This window comes from Prochlorococcus sp. MIT 1201 (assembly GCF_047303415.1).
Classification (GTDB): domain Bacteria; phylum Cyanobacteriota; class Cyanobacteriia; order PCC-6307; family Cyanobiaceae; genus Prochlorococcus; species Prochlorococcus marinus_D.
In genome coordinates this window covers 718556-739868 of record NZ_CP138947.1, presented here as the reverse complement: position 1 = coordinate 739868, position 21313 = coordinate 718556, and the positions used below count along the sequence as shown (strand labels likewise).

The window sequence follows — 21313 nt, the reverse complement described above, 5'->3', positions numbered from 1 at the left end:
AAGACATGGCACCTCAGAAACATTCCTGATGGCTTGAACTATATCCTCTTAGATCCCAATCAAGTTCTATTCATCACTGTTGCAACGGCAAAGGGGTTTGAACTAATTCAAAATGCTTACTCAGCTAGCCAAGCAGCGAAAATAATCATTCACTCTCAAGAATTAGGCAGGTTTGTAGAATTACTGAGTAACATCAACCACCTGAATCCCCATAAGCTCCTTCGATAGGAAGAGAATCAGGGACCCAGAAACGGAGAGATTCTCTATCCAGTTCAACTCAATAAGCTCTAAGCGATGGCGTGCATGCTTTTAGCACCATTGCTAAATCCAATTGTGTCTCCCTTTTGATTCCCCGGCCAGACCCTCACCATGCAGACCCTTGACTGGATCTGGTTGCTACACCCGATTTTCGCCGTAGCCTTGATCTACCCCCTACTGGGGGTAGTCCTAAACCTGTCACTTCAAACCCGCAGTCGTCGGCTAAAACGTCAGAACGAAAGTCCAGCCAATGTCGGGAGTGTGCACAGCAATCTCGGACGATGGCTCTCAGTCGGAGTGATCGCAATCGTGCTGCTTGCTCTGGTGGTGATGATCAGCACTGAACATCCGCTAACGGAGTTTGAGGGAGGTCTGATCCGTGCTGGATTGCTTCTACTGGTACTCATTGGATGTTGCATCGCCTTGCTGACAACCTGGCGAGACAAAAGACCCGCCTATCGAGCAGGCTTCTCCTTACTCTGCTGGGCAGGCGTAATCGTCCTTGGGATGCAGCCGGAAGTATTCCGCCTCGGTGACAACCCCTTCAAAGCAGAATTCTGGCAATCGCATTTCTGGGGTGGCATTGGTCTCGTTGGGCTGATGCTGTTCTCGCTGGCATCCCGACAAGAAATCCTGCGTGATCTGCGTTGGCGATGGCTGCACATCACAGCCAATAGTCTTGCGGCGGTGATCTTCCTGGCAGAAGCAATCACCGGCCCCAAAGCCCTACTAGAGATCCCCCTGAGCTGGCAAAAGCCTTACATCCAACAGGCAAAAGCCGAGCGGGTAGCTAATTACACCGCGAATGCTCCCCAACCGTAGGAATTATTGTGCGCGCCCGCTCGCCAGTGCTGGAACAAACCTCACGCCGCCAAACAGACCAACGATGCGCTCTAAGCCCTCCTGATCTTTCAATTGATCCCTATCGAGCGCTTGCCATGGTTGCCATTGGAGAAGAAGGCGTCTATGCCATCAGCGTTCTTCAACCTGCTTAAACCCAGCAAACAAATGCAGGAGTTCTGCAAACAAAAGATTCTCAAAAGGGATACAAATATCACTCTTACCAGCTCAATTAAGCACTCAATCAGCTCTCAGCCCTAAGCCGATAATCAACGAGAAAAGCGAATCCATAGAGAACTGCATCGTGTGAGGAGTGAAGACAGCAAGACAAATCAAATAGCTGCTGAAACGGCTGCTTTGATGGAAGCAATCAAATTGGAAACGCTTGGTTGAGCGTTTCTCATCAACGAAAGTTGACCATGAACAAAGCTGGCAGTGCAACGCCTTTTTGGCATGAGACTTCAATGCCACAAACCGGTTCAGTCTGCAGTGCCAGAGCGCTGGGATCAAACTCAGTGCTGAACTTGATCCAAGCCACTGCATTTCTATAGAAGCGAGCAGACCCTATGGTCACAGGTCAAGGACGACAAGAAAAAGGGTTCACTGCCCTAAGGGTGAAACGAATAAGCAAATCCCCGTCTTAATAGCAGGGCTTTTGCCTGCGCTTCAACAAAAGCCTTCACTACCTTTGATGGTTGAGGTGATTGTTGCTGCTAGGCAGAGCGATTTAAATCTTTAACCAACGGGGCTATTGATCGCAGCCCAAACGAATAGAAAGACATTTGCGGCAATTGCCAAGCCGACGGAGGAGACCTTCTTCATGGATCATCCAGGTAACCCTTCCACTGCAGCAAATCACGATGTGCCTTTGCCAGAGTCTGTCAGTGAGCCCTCACAAGGCTATGGAAAGAGGCCCACGCTCAATAGACCAATGGTCACTGATCCGGAAGTTGATGTGGTGAAGAAGAGCAAAGTTTGGTTCTTGTGCATTCGCTCACTTCTTTGAACAATTAGTGGCAACTCCATACTCTGCTGAGCAAGGATGTAAATGATCAATTGAATGGCTGGACTAATGAGCCGCCACGGTTACACCATCAGCTATCGCGATGCTCAGAGTCATCGGTGCGAATTCTGTGCCTATGCGAATGACTCTTTTGAGGCAAGACAGGTTGCCATGGAAACGATCAAATTCGTCCATGAGCATCCAAATGCGATTGATCACATTCTTCGCTCAAGCTAGAACAACAATTTGAGCCTTAGGGCTCAGCCTTCGTCAACCATCCAGCTGGTGGCTAGAGGTCAGGGATATCCTTGAAACTCTTGCCCCTTGTTTAGGGCTGTTTTGCAACACGAATACCATATTTGGCGTACTAACTAAGGAATAAGAGCTTTTCGCCGTGCTGATGGTGCAATGGTAGCCATGGTTGATTGCCTAGGGGACCACGTGCCGCGCAAAAATTCGTTCGCCTCCCCTCGGCCGAAACGCACCCAGAGACAGAACAGCTCATAGGAACTTGATCTCAACTTGACCAGCTGGGATTGAGCGTTCCACAGCCAGTGACAACCATTCACACAAGCCGTGCAGAAACGACGTTCACCGTTGTCTCGGCGCACCGCTTGCACCAGTAACAAGGAACTGGAGCAAGGAGGTATGGCTTCAGTTGAAGCATCAAACCGAGCAGATTCACCTCCAGCTCAATGGGCGCCAATAAGCAATGGATGCGTCAATGCTGTCGCAGCTCTAATAGCAAATCAGCAAAAAAATCATTCCCAGGAGAATCTTCTTGGACCCAACCAGCAGTCATTAGTCATCAAGGCAAGAGCTACCAGGAGGGATCAGCTGCTCGATTGGAATGGACTCAACGTCTGCGACTACGACGACGTTGCTGAGCCTTGCGTTTGTACTTTTCGACTGGGGTCTCGTGGTGACGAATGCGCTTGAGATCAGAAAAAATCCCAGCCTTAGAGACTGCTCGCTTAAAGCGACGCAGGGCCGATTCAACGCCCTCATTCTCCCCTACCGTGACCTGAGCCATAAGCAAATTCAACCAATCAACGAATTTACCAGGCCACCTCTCGTGAGAAATTCACCAACACAACAAAAAGGTGTGCGGCATCACCTTGAGAATTGGAGATCTGATCAATAAAGCAAGCCTATGCAAGGCATCAGGATTTGGAATTTCCATTGATCCAAGGCCACTCCTGTCGGTATTTTTACCTACATGAAGAAAAGCCAATTCAAAGCCAGGAACAGCGATCTCTACGAGGCCATCCTGATTGCCTCAGAGAGGGGCCATCTTTGGGGTCTCGATCGCTCCAGAACAGCAAACCAGACACGCCTGGTTCCTGATTTTCACCAACACGGCTAGGCAGTGAACCGCTGATTGCTCTCTTCACTCTGGCTCAACAGGATCATTACGCTCAGACATTCCTTTGCTGATTCCGTTAAAGACCTTAGTTCGCTACAAATCAGTCGCGATCGATCCCAAGAGGGGCCAATTTGACAAGCAAAGACCAAAGGCAAGTGTTGTTTACGAGACAGACACCTTATTTATGCAAAATGTCTTCTCAGGCAATCCCTAGTCCGCTCAAGATCCACTGCTGCATCCTGCCAAGTTCTAACCAGGCAAAATCTACCAAAACCCACCGACTGTTCTACTGAACTCACCACTTGTTCAAAAAGACCTGCACCATGAGTTGTTGTGATGGGCCCACACATCTTGAGAAGTTCTATCAAAACAAGGACCTATCAAGGCAGCAATGACCCCCATCTAATTTGCCAAACCTCGTCCCAATTGCTTCGGGCAAAAAATCATGGCGAACGGGTTTCCAAACGAATAAAGCACACCCCCCTGCAACAGGTTCAGAGGGACTGTTCTCACTCATTCAAATTGAGAACGCACAATTGATGTGAATAGGTTGAGGCACAAGTCTTGCCGACTACTTACTCAGCTCATGCTTGGCGGAGTGCGTTCATCAGATCTCCTGAAGTCAATCCGGGCATAGAGTCGATACTAGCCCGTACGTATCGCACGACTGCAGATCTAAACAAGAAAAGACTACCAATTATACGCTTAAGTAATACTTAAGCGTATAAGCCTTGTGTGATCTATCAGTTCTTAATCAATCTCTGAAATCCTTTAACTCGCTATTGAAGCCTTTGCTTCACTTAGTCCAAATACTAATCAGGCTATTTCGCTGAGAGGTGTCTCAGCAATAGCTTTGTGGTGGGCAATCAAATCCAATCTCCACTCAGAGAATGCTGCCACTGCAGAAGACATAAAAAAACAAATCAAGTCAAAGCCATTGATGGCTCAATTCAAACTTTAAAACGAACCAAATAACTGCTGAGCGATTGAGGTGCACTAATTAGCAATGGTCACTTTGTTTAGGCCTCCGACCAATATGGTGCTGGTTGAATGCAAAAGACCTACAATAATGGGCATAGCACTTTCAGCAAGACGTGGTTTCTTGAGTATTAAAAGCACACTTTATAAACAACCACGATTGCAAATACCCCATGAGCATCCATTCTCAGACCAGGTAACTTAAAAACCATTACCACTATAGATTAGGCATGAGATATCGCCCAATCTATTACTTAAAGAAAGAGAAGTATCGTTTAGAATTGCTTTATTTCTCACCTTTTCTTTTGATCACCTGGCTTCTCCTGCGTCCAATCGAAGATTCCCTGATAGCCACCAAATGCCGAGCTAATCCCGAACATCGCAATGAATAATACTCCGACAACCACAATCACTCCAATCGTCAGTGGACTCAAGTCAAGAGCCATCGCGAAAACAAGAGCAGGCATGACGATCTGCAAGGCATCTTCATCATCCTCTCAGATCGAGGTCAAAGCCGAAGAATTAAGCAAACTAGATCCTTACTCACACCTACCAGGAAATCTCCGGACAACTGGCACGCTAAGGCTCGCTGGATCGACCCATGCCTAGGATGGATTGAAATCAAAAGGGAGAGGGAACCTTGGGGACCATCATGGGATTCCGCCTCAAACTGCATGAACAGATAATCAATCAATCCCCAGGAGGCAATACATCGATATTCAATAAGTTAAGTGGCGCAACAATTGCTGTTTCAATCTTTTTTGCAGTTCTAAGCACTGAAAATCAAATTGATTTTCAGTTTGGCGGACAAATAGATGCAATCGATTGGATCATTGGCTGTCTGTTTTGCATTGAATATTTTTGTCGAGTGTGGACTGCCCCACTTGAGGGCAAATATGGAGAAGGTGTAGAAGGCGCGATTCGCTACATGTTCTCAGCAATGGCCATTGTTGATCTGATTGCAATCGTCCCCTCCTTTATCGGCGTAAGAACAGAACTAAAGATCCTGAGAATTATTCGTCTTCTTACGATTCTAAAGATTGGCCGCAGCGAAAGATTCAAGCAAAGCATGCTTCATTTCAACTATGCACTCAGATCCAAGAGCCAAGAGCTGCAGATATCTACTGTTTATACATTATTACTTTTACTCATTAGCAGCACATTGATGTATCTTGCAGAATCATCTATTCAGCCTGATCTATTAGGGTCAATACCAAGATGCCTCTGGTGGTCAATTAATGCAGTCAGCTCAGTGGGGCATGGAGATTCAGTACCAATTAGTGCGGTAGGCAAGATTATCGCTTCAGTAACTTCTCTTATGGGAATTGGCGCCATCGCAATACCTGCAGGAATTCTTGCCGCAGGTTTTAGCGAATCAATTGCTGTGCAAAAGAAGAATCTTGAGGAATCTGCTTAGGAAAGCATTACTTAGAAATCGACACACGGCAGTTGGTTCATAATATCAAACAATCAAATCCTTGTTTTCAGGCAAAAGTTGAAAGATGAGAGTTTAAGCTGTAGTTGGCTAGATAAAGTAAGGCATCTCTATCTTTCAGCCTATTCTCTTCTAACCAATCAATTAGCCAAAGGTGCGCAGCCTCTGCAAACGAAGCTCACAATGTTGACTTCTGGCAGAAGAGGCCACTATTGCCGAGGGAAGCTTCCTATAAGATCGCCAACTATGAGTTAAATAGACCAACAATTGCCATCACCAGAAGAACTGCGCTGGCAAGGAGGCTAATGGCAAAGCCTGGCCCTCTCAGCTTGGCCGCTTTCCAATAGCCAATGCCATAAGCAATACGTGCGCCCACCCAGATGAAGCCAATCAAGCAGGCAACAGACGTGTTGCTAGAAAGAGCTGCTAGCCAGAACACCGGCAGGAAGAACATCATCTGTTCAAGGGTGTTCTGCTGAACACGTAGCACTCGCTCAAATTCTTCTGGCCCACTCGTTGCTGGAGCTTTTACTTTGTGCTGGCTTCGTGCAAATGCCACTGCAAACATGGTTCCTTGGTAGACGATCGCGGCAGCCAAGGTGACAACGGCTGGAAGCACAGGAATGGTCATGAAATTGGTATCAGCACAATGACTTTAAGGATGCCATCTGAATTCCAACCTTGATGGCCACCAGCGAGTGGGGCTGTGCCTCTCTGATGAAGAGCAGTGTTTGTCTCTGCATAGCCTCTTGGTTCAAGCAACTAGCTGACCAGAGCCACGACATTCATAGTTGCCCAACTGAACTGAGGGGAAAGCTCCTCCATGAAGTCGCCCACTTGACTGAGGTGATCATCATCATTGAACTAGCGGCTGCCATCCCCCCTCAATTTCCCTAAAGCCCAACAAAGAGAGAGTCCTGTCATGCTGTCTTGGCAAGGGCTCGGCCTACAAGATCTTCTGCATCGAAATTCCGCAAAACCTCAAAATATTGCTCCACACAACCTGGCTTCAGTCTTTATCTAAGAGCTGACGCTGCAGCACGATATCCAGGCCTGGCGCAATCGGTCTGAACTCCCCAAGTCTGGGGCTCCAGATAGCACCACTCGCCAGCTCCTCCATAGTCGCCAGGGTCATATCCTGACCCTCAAGCAACTGCAATTGGCCAAGGGAAACACACAGTGGCCCTCGAAATACATGTACCACAAGCGTGCTGCTGTGGTTGCTGAACCAAGGAACGAGGAGATTTTCAGGTGCCCAGTTGATTTCCTCGACAAGTTCACGGTTCACGGCCTGAAAAGGCGTTTCCCCTGCATTCAAGTGACCTCCAAATAATCCCCAATGACCTGGAAACAAGATTCCTTCGATGTCATCACGAAGCTGAAGGAGCCAGCGACCATCGCTTTCCAGCACAGCAAGAGAGACCTCGTGCGTCATCTCTTCATTTCGAGGAGTCGTTACCCATCACGCCAGCCTGCCGCACCCTTGTACTTAACGTCTTATAGACCCGCCCAAAGGTTCAAAAATTCGGCTCATCAGGTTTTGTTCTGTAAACAGATGAGTTGTCCAAGGCTATTGACCTTGGAGAGGGCGTGAGCACCTGTCCAATCATGGGGACCACAGCAATCGGGAACAAAAAGCAGCTAGCCAATTCCTGGAATGTGAAAAGGAAGCTTGTTGTCAAATGCCACGAGCCAGCGTTGCACCGCAGGCACACGCAACAAAGCCAAAGGCACAACAATATTCAGAGCAATCCAGGCAAAACCAAGGATTGCGCCGATTCGTCCACTCTTCTTGAGCAAACTCTCTTTCGGCTGCGGTTCGTTCATCGAATCACCGCTCATCAAGCTTTCTGCATTATGCCCTCCACCAAAAAGGAAGCTCATTGCAGCCCCATGGGGGGCTGATCAACAAAAAAAAAAGACCCTCGCGTGACGCGACGGGCCTGGGTGATGGGGAGCTTTATTTCTAAGGGAAAGAGCTTATTGACGCAAGCCCCTACAAATAGCGCTTCGGCTTAAAGAAAGTACAAGTGGCACCAGTAGTAGTGTTTCTACGCATGGCAGGTTGCAAGCCTGTTCCTAGTGTCAGCGTGGCTGGGTGATGGTGAGCAGTCGGCTTTTTACCTCAGTGCGCCTCCATCAAGCAAAGGGGCTCCTTTGCTTGATGCGCAAGGTTCAACGACCAACCACCGAGCCGTGCTGAACTGATAACCAGAACAAACTGATCCCATTGACTTTCCCCACTCTTCTGGCCTACGCCACAATCGGCGACGCACGCAATGCAGGCGTACTTGGCCTAAGCATGGGGACATGGATGATCTTGACGTTGATCTTCCTAGGCATCTCGTCGGTTTACTTCATTGTGCTGTGGTTCAAGATTGCCCAACAGGAATCAAGCAAGAAGGGGAGCAGTTAACCCTTCCTGCTTTAATTTAGGCATTTCAACAGCTGAACAGTATTACATTAACGGCAACAGATTAGTCCTGGTTAAGTCTTTAGATCCTTTTTAAGCCGAGATCGTCTGTACGACCTAGTAGGCCTCAGAACAATCAGACTTACGCCCATATCAACGCGGATACACAACCTAGACTGAGAATGGTTGTGCTGTAAGGCTTTTGAGGGGCTATCAAATAGGCGCTTACGCTGAATACGGACATAGGCCGACAGGCCATTTGTTGTCTATTAGTAATGACTCAACGCACCTTGTTCGCCCTAACAGATCATGTCTCAAAGAAATAGGCCGTGCTTTGCAGGGGGCTCTGGGGAGATATTAGATAATTCATCTACGTTATCTAGCCTCTCAAATATGGGTTATTTATTCTCAGTAGAGACGTAGATTCTGAAGATACTCCAACATCTCTTTTGCTTTTGCTTTCGCTTTCTGGTCTTGTGGATTGGTTTTGTTCTTAGTTAGATCGTTGGATTTAGGATGAGACTGCTCCTGTCGTTTGCATGGAGTTTGCAGTGGCTTTACCTTTAATCCTTGCTTACTCTTTTGTATTGCTTCTGGTATTTTGTAAGGTATGCGTTTGTTCATTCTGATGGGACAACATATTATGGGAGAAAGAAATATTATAAATATAATTCCATTCAACTCATGGCAATATAGTTTCCACAAGTATTTACCTTCTTTATGACGACAGGCTTGCTCACACCTAACTCTTCGAAAATATCAATTATTGAGATTGCAAAGTTTAAGCCTTCTGCGCCAGACTTCTGAAATGTAACGATTCCAATAACTTCTCCATTGGAATTCACTAATGGACCACCACTATTACCAGGATTAACAGCTGCATCGGTTTGGATTATCGTTGAGCCTTGGGGAACAGCTGATTTTAGATTAGAATCAGATCTACGAACTGCACTTACAATACCTCTAGTGAGAGTATTAGCTAAACCTCTTGGACTACCAATTGCCAAAACATCCTCTCCAGTCAATGGATAACTTGCATAGCAAATTGGCATAGTTGAGTCTTTCTTTCTCACATTAAGCTTAAGGACAGCAAAGTCATCCGTCCTACTGACATAGACTGTTTTAGCCTGACCGTAAGATCCGTTTGAAAATTCAACTCTAATCTTCTTTCTAGGAGAACTCCCTACCACATGGCGGTTAGTAAGCAAATAATACCCATCACCTATTATAAAACCACTCCCAGTTGAGCTTCCTGCTTCAAGCTTAACTACGCTTGGCAATGATCTGCCGGCAAGTGCCTTAGTTGTTATTTCATCTTCTATCTGCTGAGGGTGGATTTCTATATCTGGACGATCCCATTCTCTAGTTGTTTTTGAAAATATCTTAATAAGGCTTTTAACAGTGCCAGCGCCAATTGGGATTACATTTCTATCTGTTCGTATCGTTAACTTTGGCGGTGCAGATGTAGAACTTTTTCTTATTTGCTCAATCATAGAGGATGGAAGTATGAATTTACCATCATCACCATATAGAGTATATTGTTCAGAACTAACTTTTATTTCCAGAGGCGACTTTAGCCTCCCTCCCATAATAGTCTGTCCAGCAGCACATGTTAGCAATCCGCAACCTGTTCTCAAGTAAGTGACGCCTGAAATATAGTCAGTAGTCGATTTCGTAATAACTCCACGCTCTGTTGGGTATGTCTTCTTCCAGTTCTTGTCAAAAACTGCATACTCGGCTTCACTGTCAAATTCGGAAACTATTTTTAACTGGTCTTGAAAAAGGTATCGATGGTCTTTCACTTTGGTCCCAATCGTCATCTCTCTGAATAATTACAACATTGAGGCCCGTATCAGAATCAATCTCACCTTTTGAATATTTCCCAGAGCCACCCTCATCGCATATTTTCTGCTTAGCCGGAGGCAAACCACGGCTGCGGAGTGGATCATTACAGTAAGCAGGCTTTGATGATACTGGCTCAATTGGACTTATGCTTAAAATAATAGAAGTTGCGACAAGTAGATTGGCCAACGACTTCATCTTAATTTCCTTTTGAATGAATACTACTTTACAGGAAATACTGGACACTTCACGAACTCATAAAGTATTGTTGCTTTGGGCGATGAGTAGAGCTATTAGGAGCATCGCTTTATAAGTTAAACCTAATAAAAGGAAGTTGTATTCAAGATGGTGGTTCACTCGCTCGCTTTGCTCGCTCGTTCACCGCACGATCAGCAATAGGGAGCTAAAGAGCTGTTGTGTCTTTCGTAAATGGTGTGTGGTCTTTATGAGCAAATCAACCATACACAAACTGCCTACGAAATCTCCAGTACTGAAATCTCAGATTGCATGCGGCTTCAATTCAACAATACAGGTGAAAAGTTATTGATTCGTGCCTGTCACCGGGAACCCAACCACCAGCCATATATTGGTAGCGCTTTGTACTGGCTTAGGGCTAGACTATGAGCAGCCAAAAGATCAATACTTGAACAACACCTCTAGCTGGAACGATTTCTTTGCGGGCAATGCAACAATACTTACAGAGTTTACAGTCGCACTAGCGACAGTTGCTTGGCTCTATATCCTAAGACAGCGACCTAAGGATAAAGAGTAAGAGCAACTAATTTTAGAGACATGCTATTGCCGTGAATTTATCACTTAGCACTTTAATCCTACTATTATTAGTGATGCAGGATAGTGTCAATGCTCAGGGATTTAAAAACTCAATCCGTCAATGTAGCCGAGAAGTATATGATCTAATCAAAGGAGAGCATCAATACGTATGCATTACTAAATCGGCAGTAACACAATCAGAAGCTAGAGGAAAAGTCTTCGTAGAGGTATGTAAGACCACATATGCAAGAAGGTTTGACAGATGGTCTAGAACATTCGTAGAAAGAGTGGTCAAAGAAGAGTGCGCCTCTAAGCCTAAGGATCCTGAAATCATTATTGAGTACCCCGAAGTCTGGCCCTAGCTAAATACTTATGGTAGAACACTATGCAGAAATAGCCCCTTGTCACAAATATCTAACATCTAAACAAAGATCATGACTTCTGAGTTGGTCAATATGAAGCCGCCTCATATAGATTTACTTGAAGTCAAACTAGGCAAGTAAATTGTATGAAAGGTGGGGGTTCAATCGCTCGCTTTGCGAGCTCATTCACATCACTATCAATAAAGGAGACTCAGTCAATCTAATCTCTCTCCTTGAAGGCATCTGGATCATGTGAGCAAGGCAACCTCTCCAACCTGTTTATGTGGTGAGTGTGATCAAGGCAGTGCTGTTTGGAGACTCAAGATGACTTGACTCTCTTGTGGTTCTAATAAGTCCTAGCAATATCCTTTAGCATTTCAATGGCAATTTCTAAACACTCATAAACAAATTAGAGATAGAATGAATTCCTAGAGATTGGCAATACGATTGTATTGATGGAACTCAATGATCTCTTGATCACTAAGCACGTCACATCATGACTAATACTGCCCCATTACACCTAGGTCGATGGTGGTCGCAAGATGGTGAAAAAATCCGATGCGATCTCTGCCCACGTCATTGTCGAATGAAACCAGGGCAGCGAGGGTTTTGTTTTGTGCGACAAGCCACTGCTGAAGGCATGGCCCTAACCACTTACGGCCGGTCAAGTGGTTTTTGCATCGACCCGATCGAAAAGAAACCGCTGAATCATTTTTTTCCAGGTTCTTCGGTGCTTTCGTTCGGAACAGCAGGCTGCAATCTTGGTTGCAAGTTCTGTCAAAACTGGGACATCTCGAAATCTCGAGAGATGGATCGTTTGATGGATGCTGCCTCACCCGAGGGGCTAGCTGCGACTGCTCAACAACACGGCTGCCGCTCAGTAGCTTTTACCTACAACGACCCTGTGATCTTTGCGGAATATGCCATCGACGTGGCACAAGCAAATCGAGCGCGCGGGATCAAAAATGTGGCCGTCACTGCCGGCTACATCACCGCAAATGCTCGAGCAGAGTTCTTCGAAGTGATGGATGCAGTCAACGTAGATCTCAAAGCCTTCACTCAACGCTTTTACCGAGACTTATGTGCAAGCGAGATTGAACCAGTCAAAGACACCCTTCGCTATCTGGTGCATGAAACTGATACTTGGGTTGAGATCACAACCCTATTGATCCCGGAAGAAAACGATGGCGATGACGAAATCCGCCAACTGGCAGCATGGGTCCGCGAAGAGCTACGCCCAAATATTCCGATTCATTTTTCTGCTTATCACCCAGACTACAAGCTCAATCGGCCCAAAACTCCTCCATCAACATTGACCAAGGCAAGGTTGATCGCTATTGAGGAAGGCCTGCAATTTGTCTACACAGGTAACGTGCACGACCCAGCCGGAGACAACACACGTTGCCCTGATTGCAACCATTTGGTCATCGAGCGCGACTGGTATGCATTGGGTCAGTGGGGCCTCTCCACAACAGTGAAAGGAACATGTGCACAATGCGGCACCAGGATCCCTGGTCACTTTGATGCCACTCCTGGTCAATGGGGCCGGAAACGACAACCGGTACGTATTGGCCAATAACTCAGCGATGGAAGGTTGCCAACACCTGTCTCAGACAATGCCGCCGAAATGAATGTATTTGAGCTGATATTGAGGCTGCATTAATCATGAAAATTTCCAAGTTAGACTCAAATCAAATATCCTTTAAGCAGATCGAATCGATATGGACTATTGCCGACGGAACTGCATAGATGGGGGAATGTCACGAATCAACGCCTTCCAGTACAAGCCTTTGGCCAGCTAAGGAAAGAGTCTTAAAGCAATGGGTAAGGTGAGAGCCCCTGCAGTAGCTGGAGTTTTTTACTCAGCTGATAGAGAAACGCTCGCAAGCGACGTCGCCAGATTGATCGCGAATGCCGACACAACAAATCCCTTGCAGCCCAAGGCGCTAATCGCTCCACATGCAGGTTACGTTTACTCAGGCCAGGTCGCGGCAAATGCCTATATCACCTGGCAAAGTCAAAAAGACAAAATTGAACGTGTTGTTTTGATCGGCCCTGCTCATCGCATCGCCCTACAGGGCATTGCTGTGCCATCAGTAGATGCCTTTCAAACACCGTTGGGTGAAGTTGAGATTGACCGTGAAGCCATCACCGCAATTCTTGACTTACCTCAGATCAGCGTCAATGACGAAGCACACCGCCCGGAACATTCACTTGAGGTCCATCTTCCATTTCTCCAGAAAGTTCTTGGCGACTTCAAATTGCTACCACTTGTGGTTGGTGCCGTTTCCGGAAAACAGGTTGCCGAAGTCATTGAACGGCTCTGGGGCAGTGATTCAACACGGTTTCTCATCAGCACTGATCTCAGCCATTTCAAGGACTACAAAAATGCCCAAAAGATTGATAGAGAAACGGCTCAATCTATCGAGAGTTTGAATCCAGACATACTTAGCCCAGAAAAAGCATGTGGTTGTATTCCAGTTGCCGGAATGCTGATTGCAGCACGCAAATATGGCCTCTCTGTTAAGCGACTTGCTTTGCAAAACTCTGGTGACACAGCAGGCAACAAAGAACGAGTCGTTGGTTATGGTTCCTGGGCCGCATGCAAGAAAATCGATCAAAGCAATTCTCTACGAGGGGAAGATGATTGGGGTCTACTGAATCGTGAAGCAGGGCGTCTTATCCGAATTGCAGCACAGACCGTGGCCTATTCGATTAAAAATGGTCATCCTCCTGCTGTAGACATCGCTTCTTTCCCGCCAGAACTTCAACAAAAGCGCGCCACTTTTGTCACATTAAATAAAAACGGGAATTTACGAGGCTGTATCGGTACAGTCCAGGCCTATCGACCACTCATCGAGGATGTCGTCGATAATGCCTATAAAGCTGCAATGAAAGATCCGCGGTTTTCTCCTATAAAGCTAGAAGAGGCCTCAGAGCTTGAGGTCTCAATCTCGCTTCTCAGCCCTTTTGAAAGAATGACATTCTCAGATGAAGCAGATTTCATGCAACAACTGCGTCAAAATGTCGACGGTCTGATCATCTCTGACCAAGGAAAACGTAGTGTTTTTCTACCGCAGGTCTGGGAAAGTCTTCCGGAGAAGACTGAATTCGTAGGGCAGCTCAAAAAGAAAGCTGGTCTGCCTAGCAATTACTGGGGGGATACATTGCAAGCCTGGCGGTTTACGGCTATTTCAGTAAAATCATCAACGGAAACTCAAATCAACAACAAAGCTTGAGCAATAAAAAAACATATCAATAAAGGCACAATCACAATGACTTCATTAAAAAGATACAAAAAGATTAATGAATATGGAAAACAAAAACGACTAGCACAAATAGATCCACACATGTACGCAGGCAAATAAAAAAACCAAAAACACCTACTTTTCAAAAAACTTGCAAATTACTTTTCACCACTTGATACTTGTCAAACAGCAATAAAGCAAAGACATTCGAATGTCTCGAATCAATGCAACTCAGGCACTTATAGCAATTACCGCTTAAGCGTAAACATTCAAACTAATATCGAAGACAGCGGAGATCTAAAGTTTAAGCAGCGTGGATTATACTGATTTAATCTATCAAGCTAGTGTTTCAGTCGCCCAGAAGAAATGTTCTTGTTAGCCAGCCACGAAAGCTGAGATAATGATGAAAATGTTACACATTGGTGAGGGATCCATAAGGCAGGTATCAAGATCTTCCACTTGGCTCTCACGCTATTGGCTGTTCTAAACTTCCAGAATAAATGAAGTGATAGAGAAATTGCCCCGGCAATGACTCCAGCCATAGTTTGTTTTTCATTCATTCCATTATCTAGCTTTGTCAAGTTCCAGGGCCTTCTCCTATGGAGCCCCTCAAACAACGAGGCCTGAGTAGACCTGTCTAAGGGAGGGATCGCTCGTATTGAGTATTCCCTCCGATCGCGCATTGCAGGTTGATGCGCTTTCATTCAAGCAAAGAAAATACATGAGTACATGGCACATCAAACAAGACAAAGAGAAGACCACTACGAATCCATCATTGAGGCCTACAACAGAGGAGAGCTTTGGCCGACAGGCTCATGTCGCAGCACAGGCTGCTCAGCAGAAAACCCAGTCAAAATCGAGTCGTTCAGAGAAAGAATGTGCAATGCTTCAGATCAAGCAACAGCAAGATAATCTCGATTGGCTGAGCCATTGGCATGTGTGATTACGCTCCGTCTTCACCATGGCCTTGATGTGAATACAGCATTGATTCTCAGCAACGCGAAGAACGTCAGATGAATCTTGAGTAGGCCAAGCAAAAAGCACAAAGCCTATGTAGCAAAACTGAACGACGAAAATACCCTCCTTCAACAGTTCGCGCCCTGGACAGTAGCACTACTGCATTATAGCGCTACTGTTATTTACCTACCTGGTCTGCTTAATGTTTCCCGAGAGCAATCAACGAATCATTTGCATTTCTTAGACCATGCATTGATCCCGTCTTCAGCGAGGTCACTTCACAGCTAGCCGTCATACCTCATACATCAACCAACGCGATAGTGCTTACGAACTGCCTGATGAACCTCCCAAATGCATGACATTCCAGCAGGGAACACCACCAGATCACCTGCACCAAAGCGCACGGGCTTTCCGCCTTCGGGCTTAACGGTCACCTCGCCTTCCAACAACAAGCAGGTTTCCTGTTCAGCATAGGTCCAAGGAAAAGTGCTGGCCTCACATGTCCAAATGGGCCATTGCCGGATGCCCAGTTCATTAATTGTGCTCTCTGGACATGCAGAGGTAACGCTAATCGCCATGGGCGGGTCGAAGGGAAACTCTCTTGAACCTAGTAGCAGGCCTGATGAATTGTTTAACAAGAAAACGGAGCGGAAGCTTCAGATTTCTGTAAAGATGACGAATAAAAGCAAAGATGCTAACGAGAGCAAACTCTTATATGCAGCTAAGTTTGTCTGTTGAATGAGACAAACCAATCATTTGCTCAGTTATGCCAAGACCTCATTCAACAGAATCAAACCACTTTGCGGTAGCAGCTAACGTGGATCAATCTGCGCTCCAACGCCAAGAGAAAGAAGATGAAGAGACGCTGCAGCAAGCAAAAACAGCCACGGCAAGACTTGGGCAAGTCATTGGCAGCAGGGCCTAGGTGTTGTCACTGGTCAGACAAGCTGCACATCAGAGTTGCCACTTTATTAAGCCTATGCGTGTCTATCAGCTAGTATTCAAAAATTGTTCTGTGTTTTCTGAGGTCACATGTCAAAGAAAGACTGGTTCGGCATTGGATATGTGTCTGCATGGGTATTGATTTGGGGAACCATAGGCTCTCTGATTGATTTGCCATTTCTGAACTCTGAAATCTACTTGCCAGGTTCAATAGGCCAAGTCACAACATTCATTGTCACAGCGATCATATCGGTAATCGTTGGCGTATTGCTATATCCAAAAGTATTAGAAAATACCCTTATTGTGTCAGCATTAGGCTTGGATACTGACGAAAAAAAATAATTTCAATCATCGAAGTTAGCCTGACACAATAGAGACATGTAGAATTGCTAAAAGGTCTAAATTTATTTGCATACGAGAAGAGAATGGGTGGGATTAGACATCTAAGGATGAAAACAAAAGCCTCTAAAATTCGATCCATGCATTCTCGCAGCATTATTGATGTTCTCATCAACAGACGAATGCTTTATCACTTCATTGGTTCTCAAAGAGTGATGACGAAAAATAGTCAACATTGCCAAAAAGCATGCTAGACAAAGGCAATCAGCCCCTACAATCATTCCCATAGAGTTAGGAGCAAGAATTCTGATCACTATTTACCTTCCAATCAATTATGGTAAAAAGCCATAGGAGGCATTATGGCTAGCAATAAGCGGATCAAATCAAAGACTTACTTAAAAAATTGAATTGCTTAACAGGCAAGAAAGTTATTAAATCATATCTACAAAATGATGCAAGTGTTTAGGGCAATGGATAGAATCTCATAGAAATAAATGCAGCCATTAATAATCTTAAGACCATTGGCTTATTACATGATTTGAGTAAGGTTTCAGCAGCAAAACTCGATGCTGCAGAGCTGATCAAAATTCACCACGCAGTCATTACTCAGCAAGTGCTGATTGCTATCTTCAATAAAATAAAAAAATAAATTGGAATTAACTTTATTATTCAGGTGGTACGGTCTCCTTGTTGAACAGCATTAAGCAAGCCTGCCTCCAAGCGATCAAAGGCATCTATCAATTCAGCGCCTTCAAGCATCCCCACGCTGATGCGCAGTACACAACTCTCGTTCTTAAAACCAAAACTACAACCTCCAATCGTGGCAACTCGATAATCTCTTACCAGCTGACGCATCAAGGTGTCTCCATTGCAACCACAATCCACTTCAAGTAAGCAATAAAAAGCTCCATTGGGTTGATGTAAAAAGCGCCAGGGTCGATCGTTACTAGCGGCAAAACGCTTCAAGAGCAACTGATATCGACTCATCAATTGAGAGACATTCTGCCGCACCCAATCAGAACCATCCAACAAGGCGGCAATCGCTGCTCGTTGGCAAAAACGAGGTGGACAGATCAAGACTGTGTCTTGAACCTTGGCCAAAGCATTACTCCAGCCAATAGGAACAGACATATAACCAAGACGCCATCCGGCCATGCCATAGGCCTTGGAGAACGAATAGAGCGAAACAGTATGGTTCCCTGCGTCAGGAAGAGATCCAGGGCTCCAATGAGGTACATCACCAAACACAAAATCCTCATAAGCTTCATCGCTGATGTGCAGCAAACCATGCTGGGCACAGATCCCATTGATGGCAGCAAGTAAGGTTTGAGGGAAAACGATTCCGCTTGGATTATTAGGGCTTATCGTGACAATGGCACGGGTGCGTTTTGTAATCGCAGCCTCTATGAGCTCAGGGTTAGGTATTAAACCAGCATTCACAGGCACAGGCACTCCACCGGCCAACTGAATAGCCATAAAATGATTAAAGTAATAAGGCAGCGGCAGAATGACCTCATCACCAGGGTCACAGAGAACCTGAGCAATGGCATGAAATGCCATGTTGCTACCTGCAGTGACCATGACCATGCTTTCGGCCAAATCCAAACCGTTCTGGATCATCAATTTTTGCTTAATTAGCTCAAGCAGATCAGGATCACCTCGAACCGGGCCATAACGATTAAGGCTTGATTCTTGATTCAACAGAGCATTGTTCATTGCCAGTTTTACGGCAACGGGTGGAGCCCAATTCACCATGCCTTGGGCCAGCGAAAGGGTCCCTGGCGTCTTCGCCACCAACTCGTTAAGTTCTGGAATCACAGGATCCAGCACAGCATCGATCTGCGTGCCAGGTTGAGGGTGTTTGCTTGAGGACAAAGAGTTCACGTCGATCGAGTTAAAGGTTCGTCCATTATTTACCAGAATGGAATGGAAATCTCAAATGACCAAATCCATAAGATACTGACCGACTAAAAGAGAAGAACCACCTTCTCAACATGAAGTTATTAAAGCATTTATCATTCCTGAAACAATCCGTCTTGCACGAGGTAATCTCAGCCGAGTATAAGTAGCCTACCTAATAAGCCTTTTGCAATCAAACCCATTGCTGATCGCGATCTGCTGCCAATAGAGGCGCTTACAGATCAAAAATACCTGGCATAGAATTAACATCTGCGGTTCAATCAGACCTGTAAATGTTAGCAACAAAATCAACTATTTCCGATCTTTATGTCTCTTCTAAACACTGCCATTGGAATCTTTACTGTTGCTAACCCTATTGGCAATCTGCCGATCTATCTTTCATTTACAGATGGAGATCAAAAAACCGACAAGGCAATCGCACGCAACAGTGCCTTCACCTTCTTGATCGCACTTCTCTTGGCTACATGGCTCGGGAATGATTTGCTGGCAATTTTCGGCATAAGCCAAGGAGCCTTTCAAATATCTGGTGGGTTAATTGTTATTCTGATCGGCCTTTCCATGCTCCGATCCAAACCACCAGAGGAGCACCATGACCCAGCCTCGATTGATCGGGACAAGAGTTCTTCAGGGAAAGGAATCGTGCCTATCGGCATTCCCCTTCTTGCAGGCCCTGGCACACTGAAGATTGCAATTGCCGACCCGGTGAATTCTTCCATCGATGGCAAAATTTCATTGAGCTTAATAGTTTTACTACTGTCTTTGATAATCTATCTTATTTTTGATGCAGCCGAGATGCTTTCATCCAAGATTAGTGTATCAGCCTTGTAAGTGCTAACAAAAGTAATGGGAATAGTGCTTACATCTATTGCTGTTCAGATGTTACTTGATGGCCTAGAAATCTCGTTCCCAAACATTTCACAATGAGCCTATGTATGATCATCAAGGCAATGAGAAATTCATAAGCTCGCCGCTTGAACCAGTAAGCACCTCCATCGAGACAACCAAAACAGCAAGCTTGTGAAAGCTCATCGTCTTGTCACCTCAACTCGGATATCTGGCTCATCGATTGCCTGTTGAAGCTTAAGCAGCATCTGTTTGATTGCATAAGCAGCAACACCAAAGATCACCAGTGCCCCGATGGCCTAAACAAAACCAACATAAGTGGCAGCAAAAGTGTTCATTCCTCTTCCCTCTTAAACCAGCCAAGCTCAGATCTGGCGCGGATCAATGCAGTGATGAGTGCGCCTCCAAAAAACGCTCCAAACGCTGTTGTAACCAGCAGAATTGCTAATGGAAGGTGTCTTCCAGTCTGGCTTAAAGGGTCTAAAGGATCCATCAAGCCATTAAATAGCCTCAAAGCAAATATGGAGCAAAGCTTTGATGAACTGGAATCTCACCAGATTGCTGAGTAGTGACTAGCCCAAAGTTCGCCATCACCAGCAAGGAGACCGGTCTTCGTTGACGAATCGTCCCAAGCAAGGGCAGTGTTAAGAGCTACGAGCTCCACAAGCCATTGAGTCCATCGGCACAATTGGTCATAGAAGAGGCTGTTTGAGATCCAAACAAGATCACAAAAGCCCTTATCAAGGCAAACCATCCACTCCTAGAAAGCCTGGCACATCTACCCAGTGATCTAGGCAAAGCAACTCCTAGATCAGCCAGCTAAAGGCCCCATACTGCAGAAATCTGGCAGAAGACTTCACACCGACGACTCATGAGACAGCTGCTCAAATGAAAAGCGAATGGATTGTGATCAAAGAAGGCTCAGTCCCCCTGCGCTGCTGGTGGTCAAAACCGAGTCAAGGTCGTGATGAAATCGGTGAAGGGCCGAATCGTGTTGCCCTGGTGTTACCAGAAATCTTCGGAGTCAATAACTGGGTTCGCAGTGTGGCCGATCGCCTCGCCACCAGAGGCATCCCAGCCCTGGCGATGCCACTATTTTCTCGCACCGCACCGGAGCTAGAGCTTGGCTATAGCGAAGACAACCTGATCGAAGGGCGACGTCACAAGGACTCAACCTCAATGGAACAAATCCTTACCGATACCTACACAGCTATTTGCTGGCTTAACAAACAGCTTGATCAACCACAAATCACTGTGATTGGCTTCTGTTTCGGCGGACACGCTGCTCTGATCACTGCAACCATGACCGAGGTGAGCGAAACCTTCAATTTTTATGGTGCCAGTGTAAGCAAAACCCGCCCGGGAGGTGGTGCACCAAGCCTCGAATTATTACCGCACGTCTCAGGCCGACTGACATGTCTGTGCGGTACAGCAGATCCGTTGATCCCAACTTCAGATCGGCAAGCAATCCAAGCGGCATTACGCATGCAGGATCCTGATGAAGAGCGACTGCGCTACGTAGAGATCATTGGCGCCGATCATGGTTTTATGTGCGAAGAAAGAGAAAGCTTCGCCGCTGAAGCTTCCGCCCTAGGTTGGCGCCTACTGCTAGAGAGTCTCGAACGCTAATCATTTGGCAGCTTCTGGCGTCATCCTTGCGACGAACCAATTCTGCTTAAAAGGCCTGGTTTTTAACCCTTTTGTCAAAGCCCAGTCCACGACATCTCTGGCATGTGCAACCAGGCTCAAATGTCATCACTCACCCCCTTAAACAAAGTCACTATCTCAACGGAGAG

Annotated in this window: 19 protein-coding genes; 11 read left to right on the top strand and 8 right to left on the bottom strand. The window is 45.9% G+C overall.

Annotation, left to right across the window (positions count from 1 at the left end; translation table 11 throughout):
• Window positions 1-369: 369 nt before the first annotated feature.
• Together SIB41_RS03565 and SIB41_RS03560 are read left to right on the top strand one after the other, a co-directional pair.
• Complete coding sequence (locus SIB41_RS03565; protein ID WP_413360499.1) at window positions 370-1080, top strand: DUF4079 domain-containing protein; 711 nt, start codon at window positions 370-372, stop codon at window positions 1078-1080.
• Window positions 1081-1088: 8 nt separating this feature from the next.
• Window positions 1089-1253 carry a hypothetical protein gene (locus SIB41_RS03560; protein WP_413360497.1) on the top strand — a complete coding sequence of 55 codons (165 nt, stop codon included), beginning with the start codon at window positions 1089-1091 and terminating at the stop codon, window positions 1251-1253.
• A gap of 1704 nt (window positions 1254-2957) precedes the next feature.
• Here SIB41_RS03560 and rpsU read toward each other — a convergent pair.
• Both rpsU and SIB41_RS03550 read right to left on the bottom strand, forming a co-directional pair.
• A complete protein-coding gene (rpsU, locus tag SIB41_RS03555; RefSeq protein ID WP_011130394.1) occupies window positions 2958-3134 on the bottom strand; it encodes a 30S ribosomal protein S21 in 177 nt (58 codons plus the stop codon).
• Window positions 3135-4738: 1604 nt separating this feature from the next.
• Entirely contained in the window at window positions 4739-4912 is a 174-nt protein-coding gene (locus tag SIB41_RS03550) for a hypothetical protein (protein ID WP_155724881.1), read from the bottom strand.
• A gap of 185 nt (window positions 4913-5097) precedes the next feature.
• Between SIB41_RS03550 and SIB41_RS03545 the strand changes: the two genes are divergently transcribed.
• On the top strand, window positions 5098-5862 hold the full coding sequence (locus tag SIB41_RS03545) for an ion transporter (RefSeq protein WP_413361363.1): 765 nt from the start codon (window positions 5098-5100) through the stop codon (window positions 5860-5862).
• A 262-nt stretch (window positions 5863-6124) separates the two neighbouring features.
• On the opposite strand, the gene SIB41_RS03540 is transcribed toward SIB41_RS03545, so the two are convergent.
• From SIB41_RS03540 to SIB41_RS03530, 3 genes are all read right to left on the bottom strand, one after another.
• A complete protein-coding gene (locus SIB41_RS03540; protein ID WP_011130397.1) occupies window positions 6125-6511 on the bottom strand; it encodes an MAPEG family protein in 387 nt (128 codons plus the stop codon).
• Between the two features lie 378 nt (window positions 6512-6889).
• Entirely contained in the window at window positions 6890-7315 is a 426-nt protein-coding gene (locus SIB41_RS03535; RefSeq protein WP_413360495.1) for an NUDIX hydrolase, read from the bottom strand.
• Between the two features lie 206 nt (window positions 7316-7521).
• Window positions 7522-7764 (bottom strand): Signal peptidase I, encoded by a 243-nt coding sequence (locus SIB41_RS03530; protein ID WP_236065961.1) that lies wholly within the window; start codon window positions 7762-7764, stop codon window positions 7522-7524.
• 198 nt (window positions 7765-7962) lie between these two features.
• On the opposite strand from SIB41_RS03530, the gene SIB41_RS03525 reads away from it, so the two are divergent.
• Window positions 7963-8088: a hypothetical protein gene (locus tag SIB41_RS03525; RefSeq protein ID WP_413360493.1), complete on the top strand. Its 126-nt coding sequence runs from the start codon at window positions 7963-7965 to the stop codon at window positions 8086-8088.
• Between the two features lie 22 nt (window positions 8089-8110).
• Complete coding sequence (locus SIB41_RS03520) at window positions 8111-8296, top strand: hypothetical protein (protein WP_063403191.1); 186 nt, start codon at window positions 8111-8113, stop codon at window positions 8294-8296.
• A 674-nt stretch (window positions 8297-8970) separates the two neighbouring features.
• On the opposite strand, the gene SIB41_RS03515 is transcribed toward SIB41_RS03520, so the two are convergent.
• Window positions 8971-10113 carry a S1C family serine protease gene (locus SIB41_RS03515; RefSeq protein WP_413360491.1) on the bottom strand — a complete coding sequence of 381 codons (1143 nt, stop codon included), beginning with the start codon at window positions 10111-10113 and terminating at the stop codon, window positions 8971-8973.
• Window positions 10114-11764: 1651 nt separating this feature from the next.
• Between SIB41_RS03515 and amrS the strand changes: the two genes are divergently transcribed.
• From amrS to SIB41_RS03500, 3 genes are all read left to right on the top strand, one after another.
• Window positions 11765-12847: an AmmeMemoRadiSam system radical SAM enzyme gene (amrS, locus tag SIB41_RS03510; RefSeq protein ID WP_413360489.1), complete on the top strand. Its 1083-nt coding sequence runs from the start codon at window positions 11765-11767 to the stop codon at window positions 12845-12847.
• Between the two features lie 241 nt (window positions 12848-13088).
• Window positions 13089-14507 carry an AmmeMemoRadiSam system protein B gene (gene amrB, locus SIB41_RS03505; RefSeq protein ID WP_413360486.1) on the top strand — a complete coding sequence of 473 codons (1419 nt, stop codon included), beginning with the start codon at window positions 13089-13091 and terminating at the stop codon, window positions 14505-14507.
• Between the two features lie 730 nt (window positions 14508-15237).
• Entirely contained in the window at window positions 15238-15459 is a 222-nt protein-coding gene (locus SIB41_RS03500) for a hypothetical protein (RefSeq protein WP_413360484.1), read from the top strand.
• A gap of 319 nt (window positions 15460-15778) precedes the next feature.
• Here the strand turns inward: SIB41_RS03500 and SIB41_RS03495 are convergent, their stop codons facing one another.
• A complete protein-coding gene (locus SIB41_RS03495) occupies window positions 15779-16051 on the bottom strand; it encodes a cupin domain-containing protein (protein ID WP_413360481.1) in 273 nt (90 codons plus the stop codon).
• A 454-nt stretch (window positions 16052-16505) separates the two neighbouring features.
• Here SIB41_RS03495 and SIB41_RS03490 point away from each other — a divergent pair, with 454 nt between their 5' ends.
• Window positions 16506-16757, top strand: a complete 252-nt coding sequence (locus SIB41_RS03490; protein WP_063399293.1) for a hypothetical protein — start codon at window positions 16506-16508, stop codon at window positions 16755-16757.
• Between the two features lie 666 nt (window positions 16758-17423).
• Here the strand turns inward: SIB41_RS03490 and SIB41_RS03485 are convergent.
• Window positions 17424-18638 (bottom strand): pyridoxal phosphate-dependent aminotransferase, encoded by a 1215-nt coding sequence (locus SIB41_RS03485; RefSeq protein ID WP_413360479.1) that lies wholly within the window; start codon window positions 18636-18638, stop codon window positions 17424-17426.
• Window positions 18639-18980: 342 nt separating this feature from the next.
• On the opposite strand from SIB41_RS03485, the gene SIB41_RS03480 reads away from it, so the two are divergent.
• Together SIB41_RS03480 and SIB41_RS03475 are read left to right on the top strand one after the other, a co-directional pair.
• Window positions 18981-19502, top strand: a complete 522-nt coding sequence (locus tag SIB41_RS03480) for a MarC family protein (protein WP_413360476.1) — start codon at window positions 18981-18983, stop codon at window positions 19500-19502.
• A 903-nt stretch (window positions 19503-20405) separates the two neighbouring features.
• Complete coding sequence (locus tag SIB41_RS03475; RefSeq protein ID WP_413360474.1) at window positions 20406-21146, top strand: dienelactone hydrolase family protein; 741 nt, start codon at window positions 20406-20408, stop codon at window positions 21144-21146.
• The last annotated feature ends 167 nt before the right edge of the window (window positions 21147-21313 follow it).